Here is a 24036-nt window from a genome sequence, read left to right as displayed (position 1 = left end):
AATGGTAGAAAATTTAAAAATCAACGCTTATTCTTATGTTTTATTTTTTGCCGCAGCTGAAATTTTAAGGTTTTTTAGATATCTTGGCTTATTTGAGTTTTTAGATAACTCTTACACAATACTTACAATGCAAATCTCTGGTTTTGTTTTTATGCATAAAACTCTAAAATCATTCAGCTTTTTAAAAAACAATCTTATAAGAAATTTGAAAATTCTTATTTTTCTATACATCGCCTTTTCCATTATTGCAGCGATGGTTTTTATATCAGAACAACCAAACATTTGGCTTTGTGTTATTGTTATAATCTTGCCTTTTTTAGGTTTTTTTGTTTTTTATAAAATTTATGATGAAATTTCAAAAATAAGCTCTGTTTTAGACTTTAAATACTTCTCCGTTTTTTATGCCATAATATCATTAACTGCCATCTTTATGGATAAAAACTACATTTTATTTATAACTTTAAAGGCAATTTTATTTTTATATCTTATTTTTGCGTGGAATAAATTTTTTAAAACAAAACTACAAATTTAAAAGGTTGTCTTTTGGAAATTTATTAGAATTTTCACTATTTATTAGAAAATTCTCATCTATTTTAAAAATAAAAGCCTCGCTTTTATACTCTTTAAATGAAATTATTTTGTCTTTTATTTTTTGAGGTGGGAGTTTTATGGTATAGTTAAGATTTCCAGTTAAAAAAGCCTCATTTTGCATAGAAAATATATTTAAATTTTGCTTATGGCTTACCTCATCGTCAAGTATAGTTTTATTAATCAATTTTCCATTTTTGTTAAAATAAATTACAAATAGTGTATTTCTATCGCCATTTTTTGACATAGTAGCAGTTATAAAACCATCTTTAAATTTAACTAAATGGCTTGAAAATATGAAATCTTCAAATAACTCATTTTGTAATTTTGTATTTTTTAATAAATAAAGCTTATCGTTATTTGACGCTAAAATAAATAAATCACTATCTATTTTCATCGCATCTTCAAAGCTATAATTAATATTTTGCTCGCTTCTAACATTGCCATCAAAGTTCATTTCAAGTAAATTTTTATAATTAAGCACTATTAAAAAACTATTTTTTGTAAGCTTTTTTAAATGCGAAATTTCATTTTTTATTATGCGATTTTGTCTTGGAGAGTCTGAATTTGCATAGTAAGTATAAACCGTCTCAAAATTATCCTTTTTTGTAACTTTCTTATCCCAAATTATTTTTCCATTTTGCGATATTTTATAAAGCCTATTTTTCTTATCAGTTGCTATCAAAAAATCATCATAACAGATAGCTTTGTCAAAATTTTCAAATTTTTTAATCTTTTTATAAGTTTTTCTATCTATTAAAAACGCCTCGTTATCTCCACCTAAAATTAAAAAATCACTCATCAAGCACCCATAAGAACGCCCATGACTTCTAAAATTAAACTGATGAATTTCTAATCCATTTTTATCTAACAAAGTAGCATAACCTTTATTTTCTTTTTCACCAACAAACAAATAATTATTATTTATTTTAGAAATTTGATATATGTAGCCAAACCCATTTTTTGAAAACTCCCTATTCCAGATTGCAGTTTTATTTTCAAATTTTTGCTTATAGATAAATTCACTATTATTTTCATCAACAAAAGTTGTATTTTTACTAAAATCTTGCTTATTTTGAAAATTTGCTATTTTTTTTACTAAAAAAGGTGTAAAAATTAAAATTAAAATTATAAAAAATATAAATTTATTTTTGAATTTTTTCATATCGTGCCTATAAAAGCATCAAAACCAACATCTATTTTAAAAATAATTTCATCATTTAAGATAACTCCATCAACAACTCTTGCCTCTGGCATAAAATAACTTTTTATGACCACAAAATCACTATTTAACAAATCAAGTCCTGGCACCAAAACATCATCTTTTACATCTTTGTTTCTATTAGCCAAAATCAGTCCTCTGCTTAAATGAAAATTATAAACTCTAGCATTTGTAACATATTCATCCAAAAATAAAGGTTTTAAAGGATTGCTTAAATCATATTTATTAATACCATCAAGACTATTTTCAAACAAAGTTTTTTTATCTTGTGAGAGCTTTAAAGATATTGATGGATTTATTTTATCTTTAGCAACTGAAATTTCTTTTATTTTGTCTGGATTTTTAATATCTAAAATATGAAGCCCACAAAAATCACTCATATAAGCAGTATTTTTATCAAAAACTAAAATATCGCCTTTTTCAATAAAATTATAACTTTGGCAAGTTTTAAACTCTCCTATTTTTTCCATAGTTTTTAAATTTAAACTAAAAAGTCCATCTTTATGCTTTAAAAATGCAATATCATCAAGCAAAGTTATTTTTGAGATGAATTTTTCACTAAATTTTCCAACAATTTCATAAGTTTTTGCATTAAATTTTAAAACCCCTAAATTTGGGCTTACAAGATACAAAAATTTACCATCTTTGCTTTCTTTCATGTCTGTATCTTCAACGCTATATTTTGCCTTTGGATAATAATAAATTTTTTCTATTTTTAAATTACTTAGTTTAGAGATGTCAACAACAGCAAAACCGTCTCTATCATGCCCCAAAGCAAAAAGCTTTGTTTTATCGTGTGAAATAATCATTTTACGCACTTCAAAAGGAATTTTTACACTTGATTTAAAATCTTTTCTGTAAATTTGCTCATCACTTCCGTCAAAAACTATCTCTTTTTTTTGAACTTTTACTAATTTTTCTTCATTTTTATCATATTTTAAAATCATAAAAATTAATGGAACTATTATAATGATTAAAAAGATTAAAAAAATACTTCTCTTTTTTAAGCCATTATTTGGATTTTGCATTTTTAATTTCCTATTTTAAATTTTTCTTTTAGCTCATTTTCTTTTTCTTGTTTTTGGATTTTTTCTTCAAAATCTTTTGTTAATTCTTCAAATGTTTTAATCTCATCTCTAAGTTTGTTTAGATTTTGTTCTTTTGCTAAATTCATAGTATTTATAGCTTCTTTTATATTTTCAAAAGAGGCTTTTAAAACTTCTAAACCAAGCGTTGAAGACCCAGATATTTGGCTGATTTCTAGGCTTTGGTCTTTCATTTTGTTTGAGTTTTGTAAAATGATCTCATTTGCAAATTTTTTAGTTTCATTTACAGCATTTATAACATTTTTTTGATTTTCTAAACAAACCGCCATAGAAACACCAATCTCAATAGCTCTTTTTGTTACAACTTTGACATTAGTTATATTTTCTATTAACTCTTCGTTTGTATTTATTAAAAGATTGGTTGAAAAAATTCCTTGCCTTGTAACGGCTAAAATTTCATAAATACTTCTTAGTTTTTTATTTAAATTTAAAATTATACTTTTTTCGTAAAACTCTTTTTTATCGCTTTGTAAATTTGACAAATTTTTCTCTAAATACTGCATTAAGGTTTTAAAAACTATGCTTTTTCTTTGAAGCGAAATAGCAATTTCGCTATATTGTTTTTTATCATTTATTAATGCTAGATTATCCTCTTTTAAAAGCTTTTGAGAATTTTCTAAATTTGAAATAATACTACTAATGCTTTCTTTAACGCTTTTAAATTTGCTTAAATATCTATTAATTGGCTTTGTTATAAAAGGTAAAAATGATAAGAATTTATTTTCTTTAAAATTATAATTATTTGGATTGATTTTCTCAAACTCATCATTTAGCCTTAAAATTTCCTTACTTATTGAGTTTGTTTTATTGTTTTCTATTTTTTCAAGGCTAAGAAGGCTGTTTGAGAGCAAAACAGATGAGCTTTCAAGCTTATCTATCTCATCGCTTGTTATGATATTTAAAATATCTCTTATCTCATCTTCGCTTTTATTTGTTAATTTTTTTAATAGCTCAACTGTTTTATCTAAAATTTCATCTTCTAATTTTTCATCTATTTTATCTTCAAATACCAAATTTTCATAATCAATTTTTTGATTTTTTAATGAAATTACTAAGTCATTCATTTTTTCTCCCTGTTTTTTAAAAGCTCTATTGTATTTTTTAACTCATACTCCAGCAAAACAACCTCTTTATCGTTAAAACTTTTACTTCCAAGTTCTACGATATAATCATCTAAAATATTCAAAAGAGAGCTATTTTGTTCTTGTAAATTTTTGATTTTTAAATTTAAAATCTCAATTTTTTCTAAATTTGAAGTCGATGATAAGGCTTTTTGAACCATTTTTTCTTGCTTTAAATTATTCACATAAACGCTTAAAGTTTTATTAACAAGCTTTAAAACCTTAAAAGTTAGCAAACTTTCTTTATGAAAATATCTATTTATAAATTCTTTTATAGACTCTATTTTTTCAAATATATTTTTATTTTCTTTTAGTGAGTATTCATTTATAATTGCATCTTTAAAAAACTCAAATTTCTCTTTTTCATAGCCTAAGGTGTAATTTTGTCTTTTTTTATAAAAACTAAAATAAAAAGCTAAAATCCAAAAAATAAGAAAAGTAATTAAAATAAAAAATAGATCTTTTAAAAAATCATCAGATATATCAAACATAATAAAGCCTAAAAAATAGCTATAAAAAAGCAAAAAAAGTAGCAAAAATGTATAAAAGAAAATTTGGTTTTTTCTTAAAAAATATAAAATTATATTAAACATATCACTCCTAATAAATCATAAATGAAATTATAGCAAATTTTTATCTTTTTTTTAATAATACTTTTACTTTTAAAATATTATAATAGTCGTAATTTTTTAAAAAGGATATGAAATGAAGAATATTTTTAAGCTGTTTTTACTAATATCTTTTGTTTTAAATTTTGCTTTAGCAAAAGATGTTTTAGTTGTTGGGATTGAAAACGAATCAAGCCGTTTAAATCCTTTATACGATGAGGATCACGATCCAGCTTTAAGCCTACTTTTTTCAGGTCTTACAAAACACGATGAAAATACAAAAGTAACTCCTGATCTTGCAAAAAGTTGGGAAGTAAGCAAAGATGGGCTAACTTATACATTTAATCTAAGAGATGATGCTTACTGGCATGATGGAGTTAAATTTACCGCCCAAGATGTTAAATTTACAATAGAAAGCGCAAAAGATAAAAAACTAAATGCACCTGCTATTTCAAACTATGAAATGGTAAAAGATGTTGAGATTTTGGGTGATTATAAGATAAAAGTTACACTTGATACACCTTTTCCACCATTTTTAGATGCGCTAAGCTTTGGTATGCTTCCTAAACACTTACTAGAAGGCAAAGATATAGCAACTTATCAATTTAACGATAATCCTATCGGAACAGGACCTTATAAATTTGTAAATTGGAAAAAAGGCGAAAGCATAGAATTTGTAGCAAATGATAAATTTTATAAAGGCACTCCAAAAATTAAAAAAGTATTTTTAAAAGTAGTTCCTGATGCAAATGTTAGGTTAATGCAACTTAAAAGCGGTGAGCTTGATGCTGGACTAATTGATTTTAGCGGTGTCCAAATGGCTAAAAATAGCAAAAATTTAAATATCTTAAAGTTTAAAAGTGCTGATTATAGAGCTTTAATGTTTAATTATAATAATGAAGTTTTAAAAGATAGAGATGTTAGAGTTGCACTAAATTATTTTATAGATAAAAATGATATGGTAAAAACACTACTTCACACTCACGGAAGCGTAGCAAACAACCCTATTGAAAATTTTATAAAAAGTGATAAAGTTTATGAGTTTAACCCTAAAAAAGGTGATGAAATTTTAACAAAAGCTGGCTGGAAAAAGAACAAAAAAGGCATTTATGAAAAAGATGGCAAAACTTTAAGTTTTGAAATTTACAGCTTTAATTCAGATCCTTTAAGAGTTGCTATGTCAAAAGTTATAAGCTCTGAACTAAACAAATACGGCGTTGATGCAAAAGCTTTTGCAAAGCCAAAAACTGCATTTAAAATAAGCAAAGTTGATAGCTTTTTAATTGGTTGGGGAAGTCCGTTTGATTCTGACTTTCATACATATAGAATTTTTGGAGGCTTTGCAGACAGCGATATAAATGAAAATGGCTGGAACTATAGCCACTACAAAGATGCAAAAGTAGATGAAGCTCTTAAAAAAGCAAGAAGCACTGGGGATTTAGAAGAAAGAAAAGCTTATTATAAAGAGTTTTTAGATGCACTTTATGAAAATCCTCCTTATATTTTTATCGCATATCTAGACTACAATCTAGCATATAATAAAAATTTAACTGGCATAAAAACACAAATTTTAGGCCACCACGGTGCAGGATTTTTATGGAATTTAGAAGAGTGGAACTTTAAAAATTGATAAGTTTAATTCTAAAAAAAGCAGCCTATAGCATTGGGTTGCTTTTTATTTTATCATTTTTAGTTTTTTCACTGCTTTATTTTTTGCCAGGTGATGTAACAAGTGCGATGTTTTCACGTCCTGAAGCTATGTCTCAAGCTATGAAAAATCAAATTTTAGCAAATTTAGGACTAGATAAAAGTCTTATTACGCAGTATTTTTCTTGGCTTAAAAATGCTTTAAATTTAAACTTTGGAAAAAGTTTTGTAAGTGGTGAAGATATCTACGAAATGTTTAAAACAAGGCTTATAAATAGCACTGTTTTATTAATTTTTGCATCATTTTTTATATTTGTATTTTCGCTTATTTTAGGACTAATAAGCGCTGTTTTTAAAAATAAATTTATCGATACTTTTATAAATTTAACAACTTTTTCTTTAATGTGTATGCCAAATTTTTGGTTAGGTCTAATATTTATCTATGTTTTTAGTATAGCTTTAGGTCTTCTTCCAAGCTCAGGAGCTAATTATCTTGGCGTTAGTGGAATTAGCCTAAAACATGTTATTTTACCTATTTTTGCGATTGTTTTACCACATCTTGCTACAAGTGTTAAATTTATAAGAGATATTATAATTTCAAATCTAAACACAGACTTTATCCAAACTCTTTATGCAAGAGGGATAAAAAATATTCAAATTTACCGTCTTGCACTGTTTGGCTCAATGAGTGATATTGTGCGCTATTTTGGGACTATGATAGGTGGTGTTTTTGCAGGAAGTTATGTCATAGAAAGTGTGTTTTCATATCCTGGCATTGGAGAATTAGCACTTAAATCAATAATAGCAAAAGACTATCCTGTCGTACTTGCAGCTATTTTACTAAGTGCTATTTTTGTAATTTTGGCAAATTTAGCGGCTGAAATTATATCAATTTTAATTGATAAGAGAAACTATGCGAAATAAAATCATACTCTTTATTACTATAATTTTAGTAATTTTAGCTGTTTTTTCAAGCTTTATAGCACCTTTTAATCCAAATTTAAGTGATTTTTCTAACACAAATTTAGCGCCTAATTCAACTCATTTTTTTGGAAGTGATTTTTTAGGGCGAGATATTTTTTCAAGAACACTTTATGGACTTAAAAACTCACTTATAATAGGAACAATTGCCGGATTTATCGCAACAATAATTGCATTTTTATACGCTTCACTTAGTATTATAAAACCTTTACAAAATAGTTTGCAAAGTGGAATTGATGCGTTTTTAAGCATACCAAATATTTTATTTATCCTAACTTTTGCCTCAATTACTGGCGGTGGGATTATAAGTATAATTTTAGTAATTTCACTTTTTTCATGGATGAGTTCAGCAAAAGTTTTTATAGGTCGCATAAACTTACTTTACCAATCACCATTTATAATTCAATCAATGAGTTTTGGAGCTAGTAAATTTAAGGTTTTATTTTATGAAGTATTGCCAAATTTAAAGGGACTTTTCTTATCGCTTTTTGCCATAAACTCAGCTCATGCGATTTCACACGAAGCCACACTTAGTTTTTTTGGAATGGCTGGGGATTTAAATATGATAAGTTTGGGACTAATGATAAATGAAAGCACAAATGCTCTTTTTATGGGAGCTTGGTGGGTTGCATTTTTTCCTGGATTTATGCTATTTTTACTAATTTTTTGCATAGTTTCCATAACGCCAGATGACAAAGGCATAAAGATATGATTGAAATTTCAAATTTAAATCTTTTTTATAAAAAAGTGAAAATTTTAAAAAATATTGATTTTGCAATGCAAAAAAATGGCTGCGTTTGTATAATGGGCGAAAGTGGAGCTGGAAAGTCAATGTTTGCAAAAAGTTTTATTAAGCTTTTTGATGATGAATTTAAGCTAAGTGCAGATAAATTTAGTGTTTTTCAAAATGATATTTTATCCTTAGATGGCGAAAAACTAAGAGAGTTTAGAAGTAAAATTTGTGCTCTTGTTTTTCAAAATGCAAAGGCAAGTTTTCATCCACTTTTAAATGTTGGAGATAATTTTAATCTATATCTTAAAGACCGCATAAGCGAGCCTAAAAAAGAGGCTTTTGAAATTCTTGAAAAGCTTTTATTTGATGATTTAAATTTGCTTTGGCATAAATTTCCGTATGAATTAAGCGGTGGTGAAGCAAGTAGAGTGCAAATTGCAATAGCACTTTGTCTAAAACCAAAAGTTTTGATTTGCGATGAAATAACAGCAAGCCTTGATGCACAAAATCAAAAAAGCATAGTAAAAATCATAAACTCTCTTAAAGACGAGCTTCAAATTTTATTTATAACTCATCAAAAAAATGTGGCAAATGCAGTAGCAGATGAGTTTTATACGATGCAAAATGGAGTTTTAAAAAATGCTTGAAGTTAAAAATGTTGATAAATTTTATGATTTTAAAGAGCATATAAACAAAAAAACAGAAAAAATTCAAGTCCTATATGATATAAATTTCAGCCTTGAAGATGGAGATAATCTAGCAATTTTAGGCGTTAGTGGAAGTGGAAAAAGCACATTAGCAAATTTGCTAAGTGCAGTAGAAAAGCCAACAAATGGCAAAATTTTACTAAATGGAGAAAATAGAAATTTAAATAAAAAAATTTCACTCATCATGCAAACTCAAAAACTTTGCCTAAATCCGATACTAAGGATAAAAACAGGTATAAATTTACTAAAAAAATACTTGCATTTAAAATTTACGGGTAGCGATGTAAAAAATTTGTTTGAAACTTTAAATTTAAATCAAGAAATATTACAAAAATTTCCTCACGAAATTAGCGGTGGCGAGGCAAGTAGAATAGGCATTTTAAAAGCTCTTTTGATTAAGCCTGATATTTTAATTTGCGATGAAATAACCGCTGGGCTTGATGAGGAAAACAAAAACTCAGTCTTAAATGTTTTAAAAAAATTAAAACAAAGCATTATTTTTATAACACACGATTTAGAAGCTGCAAAAGAAATTTCAAAAAATGTCCTTATTTTAGAAAAAGGAAAAATAGTATTTTTTGGCAAATTTAGCGAACTTAAAAATAGTGAAATTTTGGATAAATTTAGCCAAGATTAAAAAATTTTAAAGCTGTAATAAGCCAAAAAAGATAAAATGAAACTAAATTTTAACACTAGGAGAATAGATGAAAAATTTAATTTTTACAGCTCTTATTGGAGTTGTTTTTTTGTGCGGATGCGCAAGTGAGAGCCAAAGAGCAATAAACGTTCCAAAAGTTGCCATTGCAAATACAAATTATAGCGGCCAAAAAGTTTCTGTTTCTATAGGCAGATTTTCAAATCAGAGCTCTTATAATAATGGAGTTTTTAGCGACGGTGAAGATAGACTTGGCAACCAAGCTCAAACTATCCTAATAACTAGTTTGCAACAAACTGGTAGATTTGCGGTTTTGGATAGAACAAATTTAAGAGCGATGAAAGAAGAAAGCGCAATTAGCAAAAAAGCTCAAAACTTAAAAGGCGCAAGATATGTAATAACAGGCGATGTTGTTGAGTTTGGTAGAAAAACTCATGGTGATCATCAGCTATTTGGGATTTTGGGTAGAGGAAAAACACAAGTTGCCTACTCAAAAGTAAATTTAAATGTCGTTGATGTAAGCACTTCGGAAGTTGTTTTTTCAGCTCAAGGCGCAGGAGAGTTTGAGCTATCAAATAGAGAAGTTATTGGCTTTGGCGGAACTGCTGGATATGACTCAACACTAAATGGAAAAGTTTTAAGTCTGTCAATTAATGAAGCTGTAAATAACCTTGCAAGTGCGATAGATAGCGGCGAATGGAAAATAAAATAATGAAGTATTTTTTAGTAGGTTTATTAGCCCTGCTTTTTGTAGGTTGTGGCGCTAAAAAACAAAGCAATATCTACTGCTGGGATGGAACTTACGCAAAATCAGTTTATGAGTATATAAACCAAGATGGCGATATAAACGAGCAAATTGCAAATTTGGAAAATCTAATCCAAAAGTCTTACAAACGAAACAGACCAGTTGCACCAGGAATTTATGCTCATCTTGGGCTTTTATACTCAAATTTGGGAAATCACGGTAAGTTTATTAGCTACCTTGATAAAGAAGCACAGCTCTATCCTGAATCAAAAGCCTACATTGAGTTTTTGAAAAAATCAAACAAAGGTAAAAAAGATGAAAAATAGCATTTTTATAACTTTGATATTATCTTTTATTTTTATAGGTTGTGCTAAAAAGCCTGAAATTTATGACTACTCGGCATTTTTGGAATCAAAACCAAAATCAATTTTAGTTGTAATGCCAACAAATGAATCAGTTGATATAAAAGCTTCTCCTGCAATGCTTGCAAATGCAACTATGCCTTTGGCTGAGGCTGGATATTATGTATTTCCTGTAGCTTTAGTAAATGATACTTTTAAATTTAACGGAATATATGAGGCAAATGATATCAAAAACATTCCTTTAAACAAGCTTCAAGAGATCTTTGGTGCTGATAGTGTGCTTTATATAAATATCACAAAATACGGCACAAGCTATGCCATTTTAAACAGTCAAACCACAGTTGAAGCAGATGTAAAATTGGTTGATTTAAAAACTGGAAAAACTCTTTGGGATAAAAGAACATTGGTAAGTAATAATTCAGCTAATGCAAATCAAGGACTTATTGGAATGCTTATAACTGCGGCAATTGATCAAATAGCAAATACAATAGCCGATAGTGGATATGATATGTCAGTAATTGCTTCAAATTCAGTTTTTGCAACTGATTGTCATGACTGCATACTAAAAGGACCTCGCTCACCAAGCTATGGGCAGGATAAACAACTAACTCAAGATTAGTATCGTAGTGGTAAATTTTTTAAATTTGCCACTATTTTTTATTAAAAATTAAAAACTTTATTTATAATTTATAAAATATTTAATCTATAATCAAATACTATCATAAATTTTTTAAAGGAGATAATATGAAATTTTTTAAACTATTTTTAGGTATATTTTTTGCCTTAAATTTAGTAAATGCTGCTTCGCTTGATGAGATAAAAGAGCGTGGAAGTATTAAAATAGGTGTTTTTGGCGATAAACCTCCATTTGGTTATATTGATGAAAATGGTAAAAATCAAGGTTTTGATGTAGCTTTAGCAAAACAGATGTCAAAAGCACTTTTTGGCGATGAAAATAAAGTAGAATATACAGTTGTTGAAGCTGCAAGTAGGGTTGATTTTTTAAGGGCTAATAAAGTTGATGTAATTTTAGCAAATTTTACTCAAACAAAAGATAGAGCAAGAGTTGTTGACTTTGCAAAGCCATATATGAAAGTAAGCATCGGTGTTGCTAGTAAAAATGGTGATATAAAAAGTGTTGATGACTTAAAAGGAAAAACTTTACTTTTAAATAAAGGAACAACTGCAGATATTTATTTTACAAAAAACTATAAAAATTTAAAAACTATGAAATTTGACCAAAATACTGAAACTTTTGCAGCCTTGCTTGATGGTCGTGGAGAAGCTTTAGCTCATGATAATACACTTTTATTTGCATGGGTTAAAAACAATCCTGAGTTTAAAGTAGGTATCGAAAGTATTGGCGAGCACGATGTTATAGCTCCAGCTGTTAAAAAAGGAAATAAAGAGTTATTAGAGTGGATAAATGAACTAATTACAAAACTAAATAGTGAGAAATTCTTTCATAAAGCCTATGATGAAACTATAAAGCCTATTTATGGTGATAGTATAAATCCAGCCTCTGTTTTGGTTGAAGATTAAAAAACTTAACCCCTTAAATAAGGGGTTAAACCAAGTTATTAAGCAAACATCGGTAAGAATAAAAATAACTTAATAGTTAAGGCATTTGCAATATCTACAAAAAATCCTCCCATTATAGGAACTACAATAAATGCAATTCTTGATGGCCCAAAGTTATAGGTTACTGCTTGAAGATTTGCTACTGCTGTTGGTGTTGCACCCATACCAAAACCACAATGTCCAGCAACTAAACAAGCAGCATCATAATCTCTTCCACAAATTCCAAATGTTACATATCTAACATAAATTGCTATAACAACAGTTTGAATGGCAAGTAAAACAATTAAAGGAATAGCAAGTTTTGTAAGCTCAACTAAATTTAAAGTCATTATTGCCATTGCTAGGAATAAGCCTAAACTAACATTTCCTATAACGCCTATTTCTCTATCAAAAACTTGATGAATATTTGCATAACTTAGCGTATTTCTTATAATAATTCCAGAAAATAAGCACCAAACAAAAGTAGGTAAAGTTATAAGAGAGCCTTTTGTAAGAGCAGAAATTGTAGTTCCTATAAACATAGCAAGAGCAAAAAGCCCAAGACTTTGGACAAATGATCCAGCGGTTATAAGTCTTTCTACTTGTGGTTCTGCAAAGACTTCATCACTAGTATCATGCTCAACCTCAACTTCATTTGATTTAAGATTATACTTTCTTATAATGTTTTGTGCTATTGGTCCGCCCAAAAGACCACCTGCGATAAGTCCATAAGTAGCACTTGCCATAGCAACTTCTTTTGCAGCTATAAAATTATATGGAGCATTGCTAAATACATCTCCCCAAGCAGCACCGGTTCCATGCCCACCACTTAGAGTAATGGATCCAGCAAGAAGTCCTAGTAAAGGATTTTCTCCCATCATTGACATGACACTTACGCCAATGATATTTTGAACGAATAAAAACAGGCAAACCGAAATTCCAAATAAAACTAAAAGTTTTCCACCTTTTTTTAGACTTGCAATATCAGCACCAAGACCAACAGAGGTAAAAAACATAAGCATAAGTGGGTCTTTAATGCTTTCTTGAAAGCCAATTTTAACATTAAATAAAATTTGAGTTAAAAACAAAACTACAGCTATGATAAGACCACCAGTTACTGGAATAGGAATACTATATTTATCTAAAAATTGAACTCTTCTAGTAATGATAGCTCCTAGATAAAGCACTGCACAAACCGATATCAAGGTAGCATAAAAGTCTAAATTTACGCGATAAAAAATATCACTACCAGCTATTTTTTTAATAATTTCTAAAAAAGCAAAATTTGCTTTAAAAACACCATCTGAAATTTGAGTAAATTCCATACAAATCCTTTTTTTTGAATAAGATTTATGAAATTTAGCATATTTTTCTTTATTTGAAGCTTTATTTTTTATATAAAGTTGAAAATTTATTATAAATTGTATAAATTCCGTATAAATTAGTAAATATGTTTAATTGGATTTTAAATTATAAAGTATTTTAAATATGCCAAAATGCCATATTTTTTATAAAAAAATACAAATATAGCTTAGTTATAATATAAAAAATTTATATATTTAGTGCTTATTGGCAATATTGATATTTTTATTTTTAAAAATGTATTTGCATTAATTTTACATAAGCTTTGTAAGTAAATTTTTAGCGTGTTGTGAAAATTTATACCCTTTAATATGCTCTTTTCCAAACTCGACAAAAAGCCCGTGATATGCACAATATAACTCATTTAAACTTTTAAAATCATACTTTTTACTAAGCATATCAAAATCCACCCCACAAAGCCATTCTTGAGCTTCAAGATAGCTTTCAAACTCATAGTTTAAAAAATTAAGTATTTTTATCGTATAGTTATCAACAACCATCTCATCACGCTCACACCCGTAGCATAAAATCGCGCTACAACTCTCAGCCCCAATGCCTTTTTGAGAAATTAACCACTCTTTATCAACACTATCTTTAAAATTTTCAAAGTCACCAAATTCTAAATTAATAGCACTTAATAAATTTTTAAGTCTTTTGGTTTTTACATTATTAAAGCCACTTGGCTTTATCAAATTTGCCAAAGTTTCATCATCTAAGCTTAAAATTCCTTCTATACTTAAAACGCCCTTATTTTTTAAGTTTGAAAGTGAGCTTTCAACATTTTGCCACTTTGTATTTTGGGTTAAAACTGCTCCAACTACTACTTCAAAAGTACCATAATTAGGCCACCAAAAGTGATTTTTCAAATTTATTTCATTATATAAAAGTTCAAACAACTCATTACTACTCATCTAATCTCACTTTTTATCATTTTTAAACTCATCTTTAAAAGCTAAATAAAACTGTTTTGCAACTCTGCCACTTCTACTTGCTCTAAGCATTGCAAATTGCTTGGCTTTTAAATGAAGTTTGCTAGTATCGCCTTTAAAGCCCTTAAAATAACTATCGACTATATCTAAATACTCGCTAAATCCACCCTCGTAAAAGCTTATTTGAAGTCCAAATCTTTGAGCTAATGAAAGCCTTTCATTAACAGCTTCTTTTTCGTGAATTTCATTACTCATCTTTTCATTTACTAAGTGTCTTCGATTTGAAGTGGCATAGATTAAGACATTTTTTGGTGGAAGCTCAATACTTCCTTCTAATACAGGTTTTAAAAACTTATAGCTAAAATCACCATCTTCAAAACTCAAATCATCAATGTATATTATAAACTTATACTCATTAATTTCTCTAATTTCATCTAAAATATCTATCAAACTTTCTAAATCATGCTTTGAAATTTCAATTACTCTTAAGTTTTGATTAAAAAACATAGTAAAAACAGCCTTGCAAAGACTACTTTTTCCACAACCCATATCTCCCCATAAAAGCGCGTGATTCGCACCTTTATCGTCTAAAAAATTTTTAGTATTTTTTATAATTTCATCTTTTTGTCTATCAAGTCCAACAAGTAAATCAATATCTATAAAATCTATATCACTAACTTTTTTTAAAGCGTTTTTGCTCTTTCTAAAAATAGCAGCTTTGGTTGTTTCCCACTCTATATTTTTTGAAATTTGAAAATTTTTATTGTCTAAATTTGTAGTTTTTAAATTTAAGCTATCAAAATTTTTCAAAACCTGTACCTTTTAAAATTTCAATTAAAATTTGAGTTAAATCATCTTTTGTTATCTCATTTTTGGCTATTTTTGTGGTAGCATTTTCCATTTTTGCATAAAAATTATGTATTAAAAAATCATTATTTGCGATATCGCTTTTATTAATAAGCATAAAGGCCATTCCAGTATAAATTGCAACTGCTTTATTGCCATTATAAAATGGATGGAATTTTATAATAGAATAAATTAAATGAGCCAATTTATCATAAAATGTTAAATAATACTCATTGTTTGTTATGTGCTCAAGTGAAGCTTCAAGATAGTTTGCCTGAGTTTTGTTATAGCCTTTTAAACCATCGATTTCATCCATTATATCATCATGCAAACTTATAACCTGTTTTATGTCTAAATAATTCATTAATCTAGCCTTTTAAAAATTTCTAAATTTTTGGGATTTTGTAAAGTTTTTCTCATAAAAGCTCTTAATTCTTCAAATCTATTTTCACTAAATTTATGCTCATCAAACCATTCTAAATAAAGCTTTTTAACTTTTTCAACTATTTCTAAGTCAAAAGAACTTAGTGAGTTTAAAAAATCCTCATCATTTAAGGCGTAATTCATACGCATTTTATCTCCTTAAAATTATTTAATTTTATCAAGTTTTCGCAAATATATTAAAATTGCCTCTAAGATGTCATCATCATCTTTACTATTTGATTTTATAACAACTTTTGAATCATCAAGTTTTGTTAAAGTTATATTCATCTCATAGTTTGAAATTTGTTTAAAACCGTTTTTTATAGCTAAAATTTTTATTATCATAAGCCAAAAAAACTGTTTAGAAAACTCATCTATTTTACCAAATCTATCCTCAACTTCAGCTTTTATATCATAAATTTCACTCTCATCTTGAGCTTTGCTTAATCTTTTATATAAATCAAGTCTTAATCTATCTTCTTTTATAAACTCTGAGTTTAAAAAAGCATTTATGCTAAGCTTTATATCAACATTTATAAGTGTGTTTGATTTTTTATTTAAAAGTGCATTTATCTCATCTTCAAGCATTCTTAAATATAAACTATATCCAATAGCCTCAATATGCCCACTTTGAGCCTCTCCGACTAAATTTCCCCCACCTCTGATTTCTAAATCATGATAAGCTAAAACCGAACCACTTCCTAAAAATGAATTGCTTTCAAGCGCAACAAGGCGTTTTAACGAGTCTTTACTTAAGGCATTTTTATCTTCTATTAAAAAGTAACAATACCCTTGTATGCTGCTTCTTCCAACACGCCCTCTAAGCTGGTGAAGATCTGCTATGCCAAATTTATTTGCATTATTTACTATCATTGTATTTGCATTTGGCATGTGGATGCCACTTTCTACGATGCTTGTACAAAGCATTAAATCATACTCTTTATTTATAAATTTTTCTATTTCATTTTCTGTTGTTTTTTGCTCAATTTTTGAGTGCAAAACTAAAATTTTTAAATTTGGCAAGATTTCTAAAAGCTCATTTTTTACCTTATTAATTGAAGCGATATGATTATGAACATAAAAAATTTGCCCACCTCTTCTAAGCTCTCTTAAAATCGCCTCTTTTATAATTTTCTCATCAAATTCTTTAACAATAGTTCTAACATCTAATCTATCATCTGGTGGAGTTAGTAAGGTGCTATAGCTCTTAATGGAACTTAATGCCATATTTAAACTTCTTGGAATTGGAGTTGCACTCATGCTTAAAAGGTGGGAATTATTAGAAAGTTCTTTTAATTTTTCTTTTTGCTTTACTCCAAATTTATGCTCTTCATCTATGATTATAAGTCCTAAATTTGAAGCTTTTAAATTTAAAAGTGCGTGTGTTCCTATGCAAATCAAAGGCTTTCCATCACTTAAAGCCTTTTTCAAAGCATTTTTGCTAGCAGTACTTGTAAATCTATCACACCTATAAACATCTATATTAAATACACTAAATCTCTCTTTTATGGTTTGATAGTGCTGCGATGAAAGAAGTGTAGTTGGTACAAAAAATAGAACTTGAAAGCCATTTTTAATAGTTAAAAATGAAGCATTCATTGCAACTTCAGTTTTTCCAAAACCAACATCTCCGCTTATCAACCTATCCATGACTTTACCACTTTGAAAATCTTTTATAATATTATCTACTGCATTTTGTTGATCTTTTGTATAAACAAAACCAGCTTTACTTGTAAATTCTGAATACTCTTGCAAAATTAAAGGGTTGTTTAAAGAGATGACTTTTCCTTTTATAAGTTCTCTTTTTGCAGCTAAAGCTATGATTTTAGAAGCTATTTCAAAAAGTTTAACTCTAACACGCTCTTTAATTTTTGCAAAACTTCCTTTTCCAAGCTTATCTAAAATAGCAGCACCAGAATCTGCAATATAGCGATCAATTAAATTTAAATTTTCAACAGGAAGCAAAAGCTTATCATCATTTTGATATAAGATAGAAACGAACTCTTTTGTAGCTCCCATAACAGTGATTTTTTCAAGTCCTGCAAATTTGCCTATTCCATGGTTTTCATGTACGACAAAATCGCCAATTTTAAGCTCATCAATTACAATACTTGCTTTTCTTGTTCTTTTTTTAGATGCTTTTTTATTTAAAGAAATTATTATCTCATCTTTGCTTATTAAATTTAGGATTAAATCACTTTTTATAAGTTCTACATTATCACTATTTTTAAGGTCAAAACTCTCAAATATAGCCTGGCTTGAAGCTAGTATTTTAATATGTTTTTCTTTATGAAATTCCAAAAGTTCATTTGAAAAAGTAATATCTAGGTCTTTATAAACTTTAGCTTTTGGTAAAACTTCTAAATTTTTAGGTATATTTAAACTCCCAAATTCTCTTTCTTTAAAGTCTTTTATACTAATAAAACTGAAATTTTCTAAATAATTTATAAAGCCATCAATCGCCCAAAATCCCAAAGAGTTCATATCATCAATCAAAGCACTGTTTTGCAAAGATTTAATCTTTTGACTCATCTTATCAAACTCATCTTTATTTAAATTCGCAACAAATGGCGAAATTTCTAAGCTTTCAAGTTCAAATTTATCACTTATTTGAGTAATTAGATCAAACTTTCTAATACTTTCGACTTCATCAATATCAAGTAAAATTCTAAAAGGTTCATCACTATTTATAGGAAAAATATCTATAATTTCACCTCTAAAACTAATCTCTCCTTGCATTTGTACGATATCTACAACCTCATATCCAAGTCTTGAAATTTCATCTTTAAATTCATTTTGTTCTATTTTGTCACCAAAATTTATAAAAATTGATTTTAAATGAGATTTTGCAGGAAGGGGATTTAAAATTGTTTTAATAGGCGTTATTATAACTTTTTTATTTGCTTTGCTTTTATAAAAGCTATTAAGCTCTTTGCTTATGCCAATAAGCTCTCCATAAAAAGATCTTAAATCATCACCTTTTACAGCCCTAAAATCAGGTAAAATAAAGCTTTCATATCCTGCAAATTTAGTAGCCTGAGAACATTTGAATGCTTCTTTGTCATCTTCACATATCAAAATATCTTTGTGGTTGTTTAAAAAATACCCATAAACTTCACTTTGCATTTAAAACTCCGAAATAGCTCTTAAAATCCCTTGCCAAGGAACTTTTCTCTCATCATAAAAAATATTATTAAATTTAATAAAACTAAGCGGATCAAGAGAGTGATCTAAAAATCTAACTTCATAGTGAAGATGTGGACCACTGCTAAGTCCTGTATTTCCACTATATCCTATAAGCTCACCTTTTCTTACCCACTGACCTACTTTGACAACATCTTTGTCAAGCATATGTGCGTACCTTGTTTCAAAACCATAATTATGAGTTATAATAACCAAATATCCATATCCAGTATTTGATAGTGCTGCATATTTAACAAAGCCATCAGCAGTGGCATAAATTGGTGTTTTAAGTTCAGCTCTTAAATCTATACCATGATGAAATCTTGAAATTTTGCTTATAGGATGAACTCTTTGCCCATAGCTTGAAGTTATGCCTTTATTTGTGATTGGAAAGCTATTTGGGACTGATTTTATAAATTTGCTTTCCAAATTTTCAGCAACTGAAATATTTTTTGGTTTTTGTTCTTCTAGAGATGTTTTGCTTAAAGCAAGTGCAAGCTCTAAGTTATTTGGCTCTTCAGTTTGCTCACTATTTTTTTGAGAGTTTAACTCATTTTCTAAAATTTCATTTTGTGATTTTAAATTTGCTAATTCATCTTTTACACTATTTTTTGAAAAAATTAAAAATATAGTCGTTAAAATTAAAACTAAAAAAATAGCAAAATTTAAAATAAGAATTAGCTTTAAATTTCTAAAAAAATTTGATGAGAACTCGTATTTCTTATTACCATTTTTATCAGTTATACTTATGTAAGTGTTCACAAAATTCCTCTACAAGCATAAATGATCCAAACAATAAATAATTTTCATCTTTTTTTAGACTGCGAAAATTAAAGCATTTTATGCCTAAATCATCACAGGTTTTTTTAATATATGGTGTGGCAAGCTCCCTATAACTACTTTTATAATCATAAATTTGCACTTCCTTAATAATTGGCTTTAGGGTTTTTAGTACACTTTTATAATCCTTATCTAAAAATGCATTATAAATAAGAGTAAATTTTTGATCTTTTAACTCTTTTAGCAAATTCTGCGCTGCAAGTTCATTGTGACCAACATCAACTAACAAATTTTTATCAACTCTTTCGAGTCTGCCTTTTAAATTGAGTTTTTTTAGATTTTTCAAATCAGGATTTAAATTTAAAGCTTTTGCACCAGCTAATGCGAGACTTAAATTTGAAATTTGAAAATTTGCAAGAGCGTACTTTTTGATATAGTTTTTAATTTCAGTTTTTTCAAGTTTACTTAAATTTTGACTTGCAAAACTTAAATTTGAACCTTTTTGCAAAGCTATATCTTTGGCAATTTTAACTGATATTTCATTTATATCATCATTTAAAATAGCTGTTTTTGCCATACTTATTAGCTTTGTATGGCTTATCTTTTCTATACTACCTCCTAAAATTTCCATATGATCAAGTCCAATAGGTGTGAAAAGAGATAAGCTCTTATCAAAACAATTTGTAGCATCAAACTCAGCACCCATGCCTGCTTCAAACACCCAATAATCACAATCTTTGAATAAAATTGCAGCCAATAATGTGGCATATTCAAAATAAGAAAGTGAGTTTTTAAACTCATCATTTAATAAATTTTGTAGCTTATCATGAGCTATGTTAAGCTCATCATCACTTACAATATCACCATTTTTATAAAATCTTTCATTAAATTTAAAAATATGTGGACTTGTATAATGCCCTACTTTTAAGCCAAGGCTTTCTATTAAAAGTGTTAGAAATCTACCAGTTGAACCTTTGCCATTTGTTCCAACTATATGGATAATTGGCTTTAAAATAATTTTGTCTTTTATGCTATTAAAAGCTCTTGGCATTCTTTCATAATCTATTTTTTTATAAAAAATTGGTTTATTTTTAAGATATGTTTCTAAACTCATTTACTCTTTTTTAAACCTACTTTTGAATATTTTCATGATTTTCATTTTTTAAGCCCTCTATTGATAAAGCTGCTATAAACTCATCAAAAGCTTGCAAAGAAGCATTTTGTATAGCACTGTATCTCTCTTGATCGCTTATAACTGAGCTTGTGTCCCTTACACTTTTTAAAAGCTTTGTAACTCTAAAATCATGATCGCCAGTTCCTTTTAAATTTACAACTCTTCCATCTTTTAGCTTAGTTTTAAAATTTAGACTTAAATTTGCTCTATAGCTTGTAACATAACCATATTGATCGTAAGTTAGAGCTGAAAAATTAAGAGAGTTTATAGAAACTTCTATATAGCTTTGAGCTACATTTCTTGGGGCTAATTTTTTATGCAGTCTATAAACAACACCTTCTCTAACAGCATCTTTTATAGCAACTGTATTTTGCGGATCTGTCTTACTCATAATAGCATCTACAAAAATACTATCTCCTAAAATATCAGAAGTTATTTTAGAAACTGGCCTGTAACCACATCCAACCATAAAAAATAAAGCTAAAAAAAGTGCTATTTTTTTCATTTTATCACCAAATTTACTAACTTTTCTTTTACATAAATTTCTTTTATTATAGTCTTATCAAGAAGCCATTTTTCAACTTTTTCTTTAGCTAAATTTAAAATTTCATCTTGATTTAAATTTTTATCGACCTCTATTTCAGCTCTTCTTTTTCCATTTATTGTAACTGCCAAATTTAATGTATCTTTTACAAAAACTTCATCTAAAATTTCTATTTTAAAAAAATTCTTCCTATTAAATAGCTCATCACTTAACTCATTTGCAATATGAGGTACAATAGGCTCAAGTAAATTTAAAATTATCCAAAACCCTTCAGTTAAAACATCTTGATTGTTTTGCAAATTTAAAGCATTTAGTGCTTCCATTGAGGCTGCTATTAGAGTATTAAAAGCAAAACTTTTTGTATAAACTTCATTTGCCCTACTTAATGCTTCATAAACTTTCAATCTTGCATATTTTTCCTCTTTATTTAAAGAAGCGTGATTGATTTTTGGAATATCATTGGTTTTATGAACATTTATGCTTCTATCATAAAGTCTATTTAAAAACTTATAAGCTCCCTCAACAGCGCTATCATTCCACTCAAGTTCTTTTGCAGGCGGAGCAGCAAATAAAATAAACATTCTTGCAGTATCGGCGCCATATTTTTTGATTATTTCATCAGGATCAACTGTGTTTCCTTTGCTTTTGCTCATTTTAGCTCCATCTTTTAAAACCATACCTTGTGTTAAAAGATTAGAAAATGGCTCACTATCTCTTAAATAACCCAAATCCCTTAAAGCTTTTTGAAAAAATCTTGCGTATAAAAGGTGTAAAATCGCGTGCTCAATTCCTCCGATATACTCATCTACATTCATCCAATAATTAACACTTTTTTCATCAAAAGCTGAATTTTGCCAAGTTTTTTCATCGCTTGCAAATCTAGCAAAATACCAACTACTTTCAAAAAAAGTATCTAAAGTATCACTTTCTCTAACTGCTTCTTTATGGCATTTTGGACAACTACATCTTTTCCAAGTAGGATGTTTATCAAGTGGATTTCCCTCACCTGTTATTTTTATATCTTCTGGCAAGGTTACTGGTAAATTCTCCAAAGCTTCTGGAACAAGACCACAAGTTTTACAATGAATCATTGGAATTGGTGCGCCCCAATATCTTTGGCGACTAACCCCCCAATCACGAAGTTTAAAATTTTCAACCTTCTTGCCAATTCCTAAATTTTCAAATTTAGCTATAATTTTTTCTCTTGCGTCCTTGCTTTTTAGTCCTGTAAACTCATCAGAATTAACTAAAATTCCATCATCAACAAAGGCTTTTGAACTATCATATTTACCATCTTGTGGTTTAATGCTTTGTTTAATGACAAGGTTAAATTTACTTGCAAACTCATAATCTCTTTCATCATGAGCAGGAACTGCCATAACAGCACCATCTCCATAATCAGCTAAAACAAAATTTGCAAGCCAAACAGGAATTTTTTCATTAGTTAGTGGATGGATAACATATAAATTTAAAAATACTCCATCTTTATCACTTTCTTGTCTTTGTCTTGGGCTTTGCTTTAAAATGGATTTTATCTTTTTGGTTGTTTTTTCATCAAGTAAATTTTTACTTAAAAGCTTTTCAACTACTTTATGCTCAGGCGCAACTGCAGTATAGCTTACTCCATAAATTGTATCTGCTCTTGTTGTAAAGACTTTAAATCCAGGAATCCCATCAAGCAAATTCCTACTCTCTTCATCAAATTTTAAGAAAAATTCTAAACCCTCGCTTTTACCAATCCAATTTTCCTGCATTGTAATAACTTGAGGTGGCCATTTTCCCTCTAATTTTTTTAAATCACTTAAAAGCTCATCTGCATAATCAGTAATTTTTAGATAATATCCTGGCATATTTTTTTGTATTACCTCATGTCCACAACGCCAACATTTTCCATCTTCAACTTGTTCATTTGCTAAGACTGTTTTATCGTGCTCGCACCAATTTACAACGGCATTTTTCCTATAAACAAGGCCTTTTTCATACATTTTTATAAAAAACTCTTGCTCCCACTTTGTATAAAGTGGGTCTGAAGTTGCCAAAAGTCTTTTTTTGGAAAAACTTAATCCTAAACTATCAAGTTCTTTTATCATATAATCAATATTTTCATAGGTCCAAACTCTTGGGTGAATATTATGTTTAATAGCGGCATTTTCAGCTGGCATTCCAAAACTGTCAAAACCTATTGGGTGTAAAACATTAAAACCTTGATTTCTATAATATCTTGCCATAGCATCACCAATAGTATAGTTTCTAACATGCCCCATATGAATTTTCCCACTTGGATATGGAAACATACTTAAAATATATTTTTTTGGCAAAGAGTAATCATCTTTTGGCTCAAACTCACCGTTTTTTAACCAAATTTCTTGCCATTTTTTTTCTATTTCTTTAGCCTCATAAGCCATTTTTTCTCCTAAAATTCATCTTTGTATTTTGCTGCTTCTATAATAGTTAAAACTATTGAAAAAAGATTTGCAAGACCTGCACCTATAACTAGTGAATAGATAAGATTCATATTTGGATTTACAATATAAATTATAAAAGCTGGAATTAAATGCAAATCTGCAACCACAGAGGCTGCAAAAAGCTCTGTGGAAAGTAGATTTCTAACGCCTATTTTTAAAAGAGTTGAAATTAAATTTATACTTGCAGCAACAAATAAAGCAACTCCGCTATGCATGTATAAATACCCTGCAATTGTGGTAAAACTCATCAAAGTAAAAAATACATGAACAACTCGTCCCCAATTCATTTTAACTC

Annotated in this window: 25 protein-coding genes; 10 read left to right on the top strand and 15 right to left on the bottom strand. The window is 28.4% G+C overall.

Features of this window, described 5'->3' with window-relative positions:
• Window position 1: 1 nt before the first annotated feature.
• Window positions 2-532, top strand: coding sequence for a hypothetical protein (locus CURT_RS02335; RefSeq protein ID WP_018712294.1), 531 nt, complete (start codon window positions 2-4; stop codon window positions 530-532).
• On the opposite strand, the gene CURT_RS02330 is transcribed toward CURT_RS02335, so the two are convergent.
• The 4 genes from CURT_RS02330 to CURT_RS02315 are packed head-to-tail and all read right to left on the bottom strand — an operon-like array spanning window position 521 to window position 4528.
• Window positions 521-1753: a hypothetical protein gene (locus tag CURT_RS02330; RefSeq protein ID WP_018712295.1), complete on the bottom strand. Its 1233-nt coding sequence runs from the start codon at window positions 1751-1753 to the stop codon at window positions 521-523. The genes CURT_RS02335 and CURT_RS02330 overlap by 12 nt on opposite strands.
• Window positions 1750-2838, bottom strand: a complete 1089-nt coding sequence (locus tag CURT_RS02325) for an LVIVD repeat-containing protein (RefSeq protein WP_018712296.1) — start codon at window positions 2836-2838, stop codon at window positions 1750-1752. Before CURT_RS02325 ends, CURT_RS02330 begins: the two co-directional genes overlap by 4 nt.
• A gap of 2 nt (window positions 2839-2840) precedes the next feature.
• The gene (locus CURT_RS02320; RefSeq protein WP_018712297.1) at window positions 2841-3980 is read right to left on the bottom strand and encodes a toxic anion resistance protein; all 1140 of its coding nucleotides are present in this window, start codon (window positions 3978-3980) and stop codon (window positions 2841-2843) included.
• Complete coding sequence (locus CURT_RS02315; RefSeq protein ID WP_237721134.1) at window positions 3977-4528, bottom strand: hypothetical protein; 552 nt, start codon at window positions 4526-4528, stop codon at window positions 3977-3979. Before CURT_RS02315 ends, CURT_RS02320 begins: the two co-directional genes overlap by 4 nt.
• Window positions 4529-4742: 214 nt before the next feature.
• Here CURT_RS02315 and CURT_RS02310 point away from each other — a divergent pair, with 214 nt between their 5' ends.
• The 9 genes from CURT_RS02310 (at window position 4743) to CURT_RS02270 (ending at window position 12017) form a co-directional block, all read left to right on the top strand.
• A complete protein-coding gene (locus CURT_RS02310) occupies window positions 4743-6275 on the top strand; it encodes an ABC transporter substrate-binding protein (protein WP_018712299.1) in 1533 nt (510 codons plus the stop codon).
• On the top strand, window positions 6272-7216 hold the full coding sequence (locus CURT_RS02305; protein ID WP_018712300.1) for an ABC transporter permease: 945 nt from the start codon (window positions 6272-6274) through the stop codon (window positions 7214-7216). The genes CURT_RS02310 and CURT_RS02305 overlap by 4 nt, the downstream gene beginning before the upstream one ends.
• Window positions 7206-7985 (top strand): ABC transporter permease, encoded by a 780-nt coding sequence (locus CURT_RS02300; protein ID WP_018712301.1) that lies wholly within the window; start codon window positions 7206-7208, stop codon window positions 7983-7985. The genes CURT_RS02305 and CURT_RS02300 overlap by 11 nt, the downstream gene beginning before the upstream one ends.
• Window positions 7982-8653, top strand: a complete 672-nt coding sequence (locus CURT_RS02295; protein WP_018712302.1) for an ATP-binding cassette domain-containing protein — start codon at window positions 7982-7984, stop codon at window positions 8651-8653. Before CURT_RS02300 ends, CURT_RS02295 begins: the two co-directional genes overlap by 4 nt.
• Window positions 8646-9350 (top strand): ATP-binding cassette domain-containing protein, encoded by a 705-nt coding sequence (locus tag CURT_RS02290; RefSeq protein WP_018712303.1) that lies wholly within the window; start codon window positions 8646-8648, stop codon window positions 9348-9350. The genes CURT_RS02295 and CURT_RS02290 overlap by 8 nt, the downstream gene beginning before the upstream one ends.
• 67 nt (window positions 9351-9417) lie before the next feature.
• Complete coding sequence (locus CURT_RS02285) at window positions 9418-10080, top strand: CsgG/HfaB family protein (protein ID WP_018712304.1); 663 nt, start codon at window positions 9418-9420, stop codon at window positions 10078-10080.
• On the top strand, window positions 10080-10439 hold the full coding sequence (locus tag CURT_RS02280; RefSeq protein ID WP_237721135.1) for a DUF4810 domain-containing protein: 360 nt from the start codon (window positions 10080-10082) through the stop codon (window positions 10437-10439). The genes CURT_RS02285 and CURT_RS02280 overlap by 1 nt, the downstream gene beginning before the upstream one ends.
• Complete coding sequence (locus CURT_RS02275; protein ID WP_018712306.1) at window positions 10429-11094, top strand: DUF799 domain-containing protein; 666 nt, start codon at window positions 10429-10431, stop codon at window positions 11092-11094. The genes CURT_RS02280 and CURT_RS02275 overlap by 11 nt, the downstream gene beginning before the upstream one ends.
• A gap of 125 nt (window positions 11095-11219) precedes the next feature.
• Window positions 11220-12017, top strand: a complete 798-nt coding sequence (locus CURT_RS02270) for a cysteine ABC transporter substrate-binding protein (protein WP_018712307.1) — start codon at window positions 11220-11222, stop codon at window positions 12015-12017.
• Between the two features lie 38 nt (window positions 12018-12055).
• Here the strand turns inward: CURT_RS02270 and gltS are convergent, their stop codons facing one another.
• The 11 genes from gltS to CURT_RS02215 all read right to left on the bottom strand — a co-directional run bounded on the left by gltS (window position 12056) and on the right by CURT_RS02215 (window position 24028).
• Window positions 12056-13360 (bottom strand): sodium/glutamate symporter, encoded by a 1305-nt coding sequence (gltS, locus tag CURT_RS02265; protein WP_018712308.1) that lies wholly within the window; start codon window positions 13358-13360, stop codon window positions 12056-12058.
• 291 nt (window positions 13361-13651) lie between these two features.
• Window positions 13652-14308 carry a 3-methyladenine DNA glycosylase gene (locus CURT_RS02260; protein ID WP_018712309.1) on the bottom strand — a complete coding sequence of 219 codons (657 nt, stop codon included), beginning with the start codon at window positions 14306-14308 and terminating at the stop codon, window positions 13652-13654.
• Window positions 14309-14314: 6 nt separating this feature from the next.
• Complete coding sequence (locus CURT_RS02255) at window positions 14315-15064, bottom strand: ATP-binding protein (protein WP_026320269.1); 750 nt, start codon at window positions 15062-15064, stop codon at window positions 14315-14317.
• A gap of 58 nt (window positions 15065-15122) precedes the next feature.
• Window positions 15123-15536: a type II toxin-antitoxin system death-on-curing family toxin gene (locus CURT_RS02250; protein ID WP_018712311.1), complete on the bottom strand. Its 414-nt coding sequence runs from the start codon at window positions 15534-15536 to the stop codon at window positions 15123-15125.
• A complete protein-coding gene (locus CURT_RS02245; protein ID WP_235091756.1) occupies window positions 15536-15739 on the bottom strand; it encodes a hypothetical protein in 204 nt (67 codons plus the stop codon). The genes CURT_RS02250 and CURT_RS02245 overlap by 1 nt, the downstream gene beginning before the upstream one ends.
• A 21-nt stretch (window positions 15740-15760) precedes the next feature.
• Window positions 15761-18721 (bottom strand): transcription-repair coupling factor, encoded by a 2961-nt coding sequence (gene mfd / locus CURT_RS02240; RefSeq protein WP_018712313.1) that lies wholly within the window; start codon window positions 18719-18721, stop codon window positions 15761-15763.
• On the bottom strand, window positions 18722-19540 hold the full coding sequence (locus CURT_RS02235) for a M23 family metallopeptidase (RefSeq protein ID WP_018712314.1): 819 nt from the start codon (window positions 19538-19540) through the stop codon (window positions 18722-18724).
• A complete protein-coding gene (locus tag CURT_RS02230; protein ID WP_018712315.1) occupies window positions 19515-20672 on the bottom strand; it encodes a Mur ligase family protein in 1158 nt (385 codons plus the stop codon). The genes CURT_RS02235 and CURT_RS02230 overlap by 26 nt, the downstream gene beginning before the upstream one ends.
• 16 nt (window positions 20673-20688) lie before the next feature.
• Window positions 20689-21237, bottom strand: coding sequence for an LPS assembly lipoprotein LptE (lptE, locus tag CURT_RS02225; RefSeq protein ID WP_018712316.1), 549 nt, complete (start codon window positions 21235-21237; stop codon window positions 20689-20691).
• Entirely contained in the window at window positions 21234-23681 is a 2448-nt protein-coding gene (leuS, locus tag CURT_RS02220) for a leucine--tRNA ligase (RefSeq protein WP_018712317.1), read from the bottom strand. The genes lptE and leuS overlap by 4 nt, the downstream gene beginning before the upstream one ends.
• Window positions 23682-23689: 8 nt before the next feature.
• A complete protein-coding gene (locus CURT_RS02215; protein WP_016645914.1) occupies window positions 23690-24028 on the bottom strand; it encodes a DUF6394 family protein in 339 nt (112 codons plus the stop codon).
• Window positions 24029-24036 lie beyond the last annotated feature (8 nt).

Source organism: Campylobacter ureolyticus, from assembly GCF_013372225.1.
Taxonomy (GTDB): domain Bacteria; phylum Campylobacterota; class Campylobacteria; order Campylobacterales; family Campylobacteraceae; genus Campylobacter_B; species Campylobacter_B ureolyticus.
The sequence above is the reverse complement of the archived record's forward strand: the minus strand, read 5'-3'. Positions and strand labels throughout refer to the sequence as shown.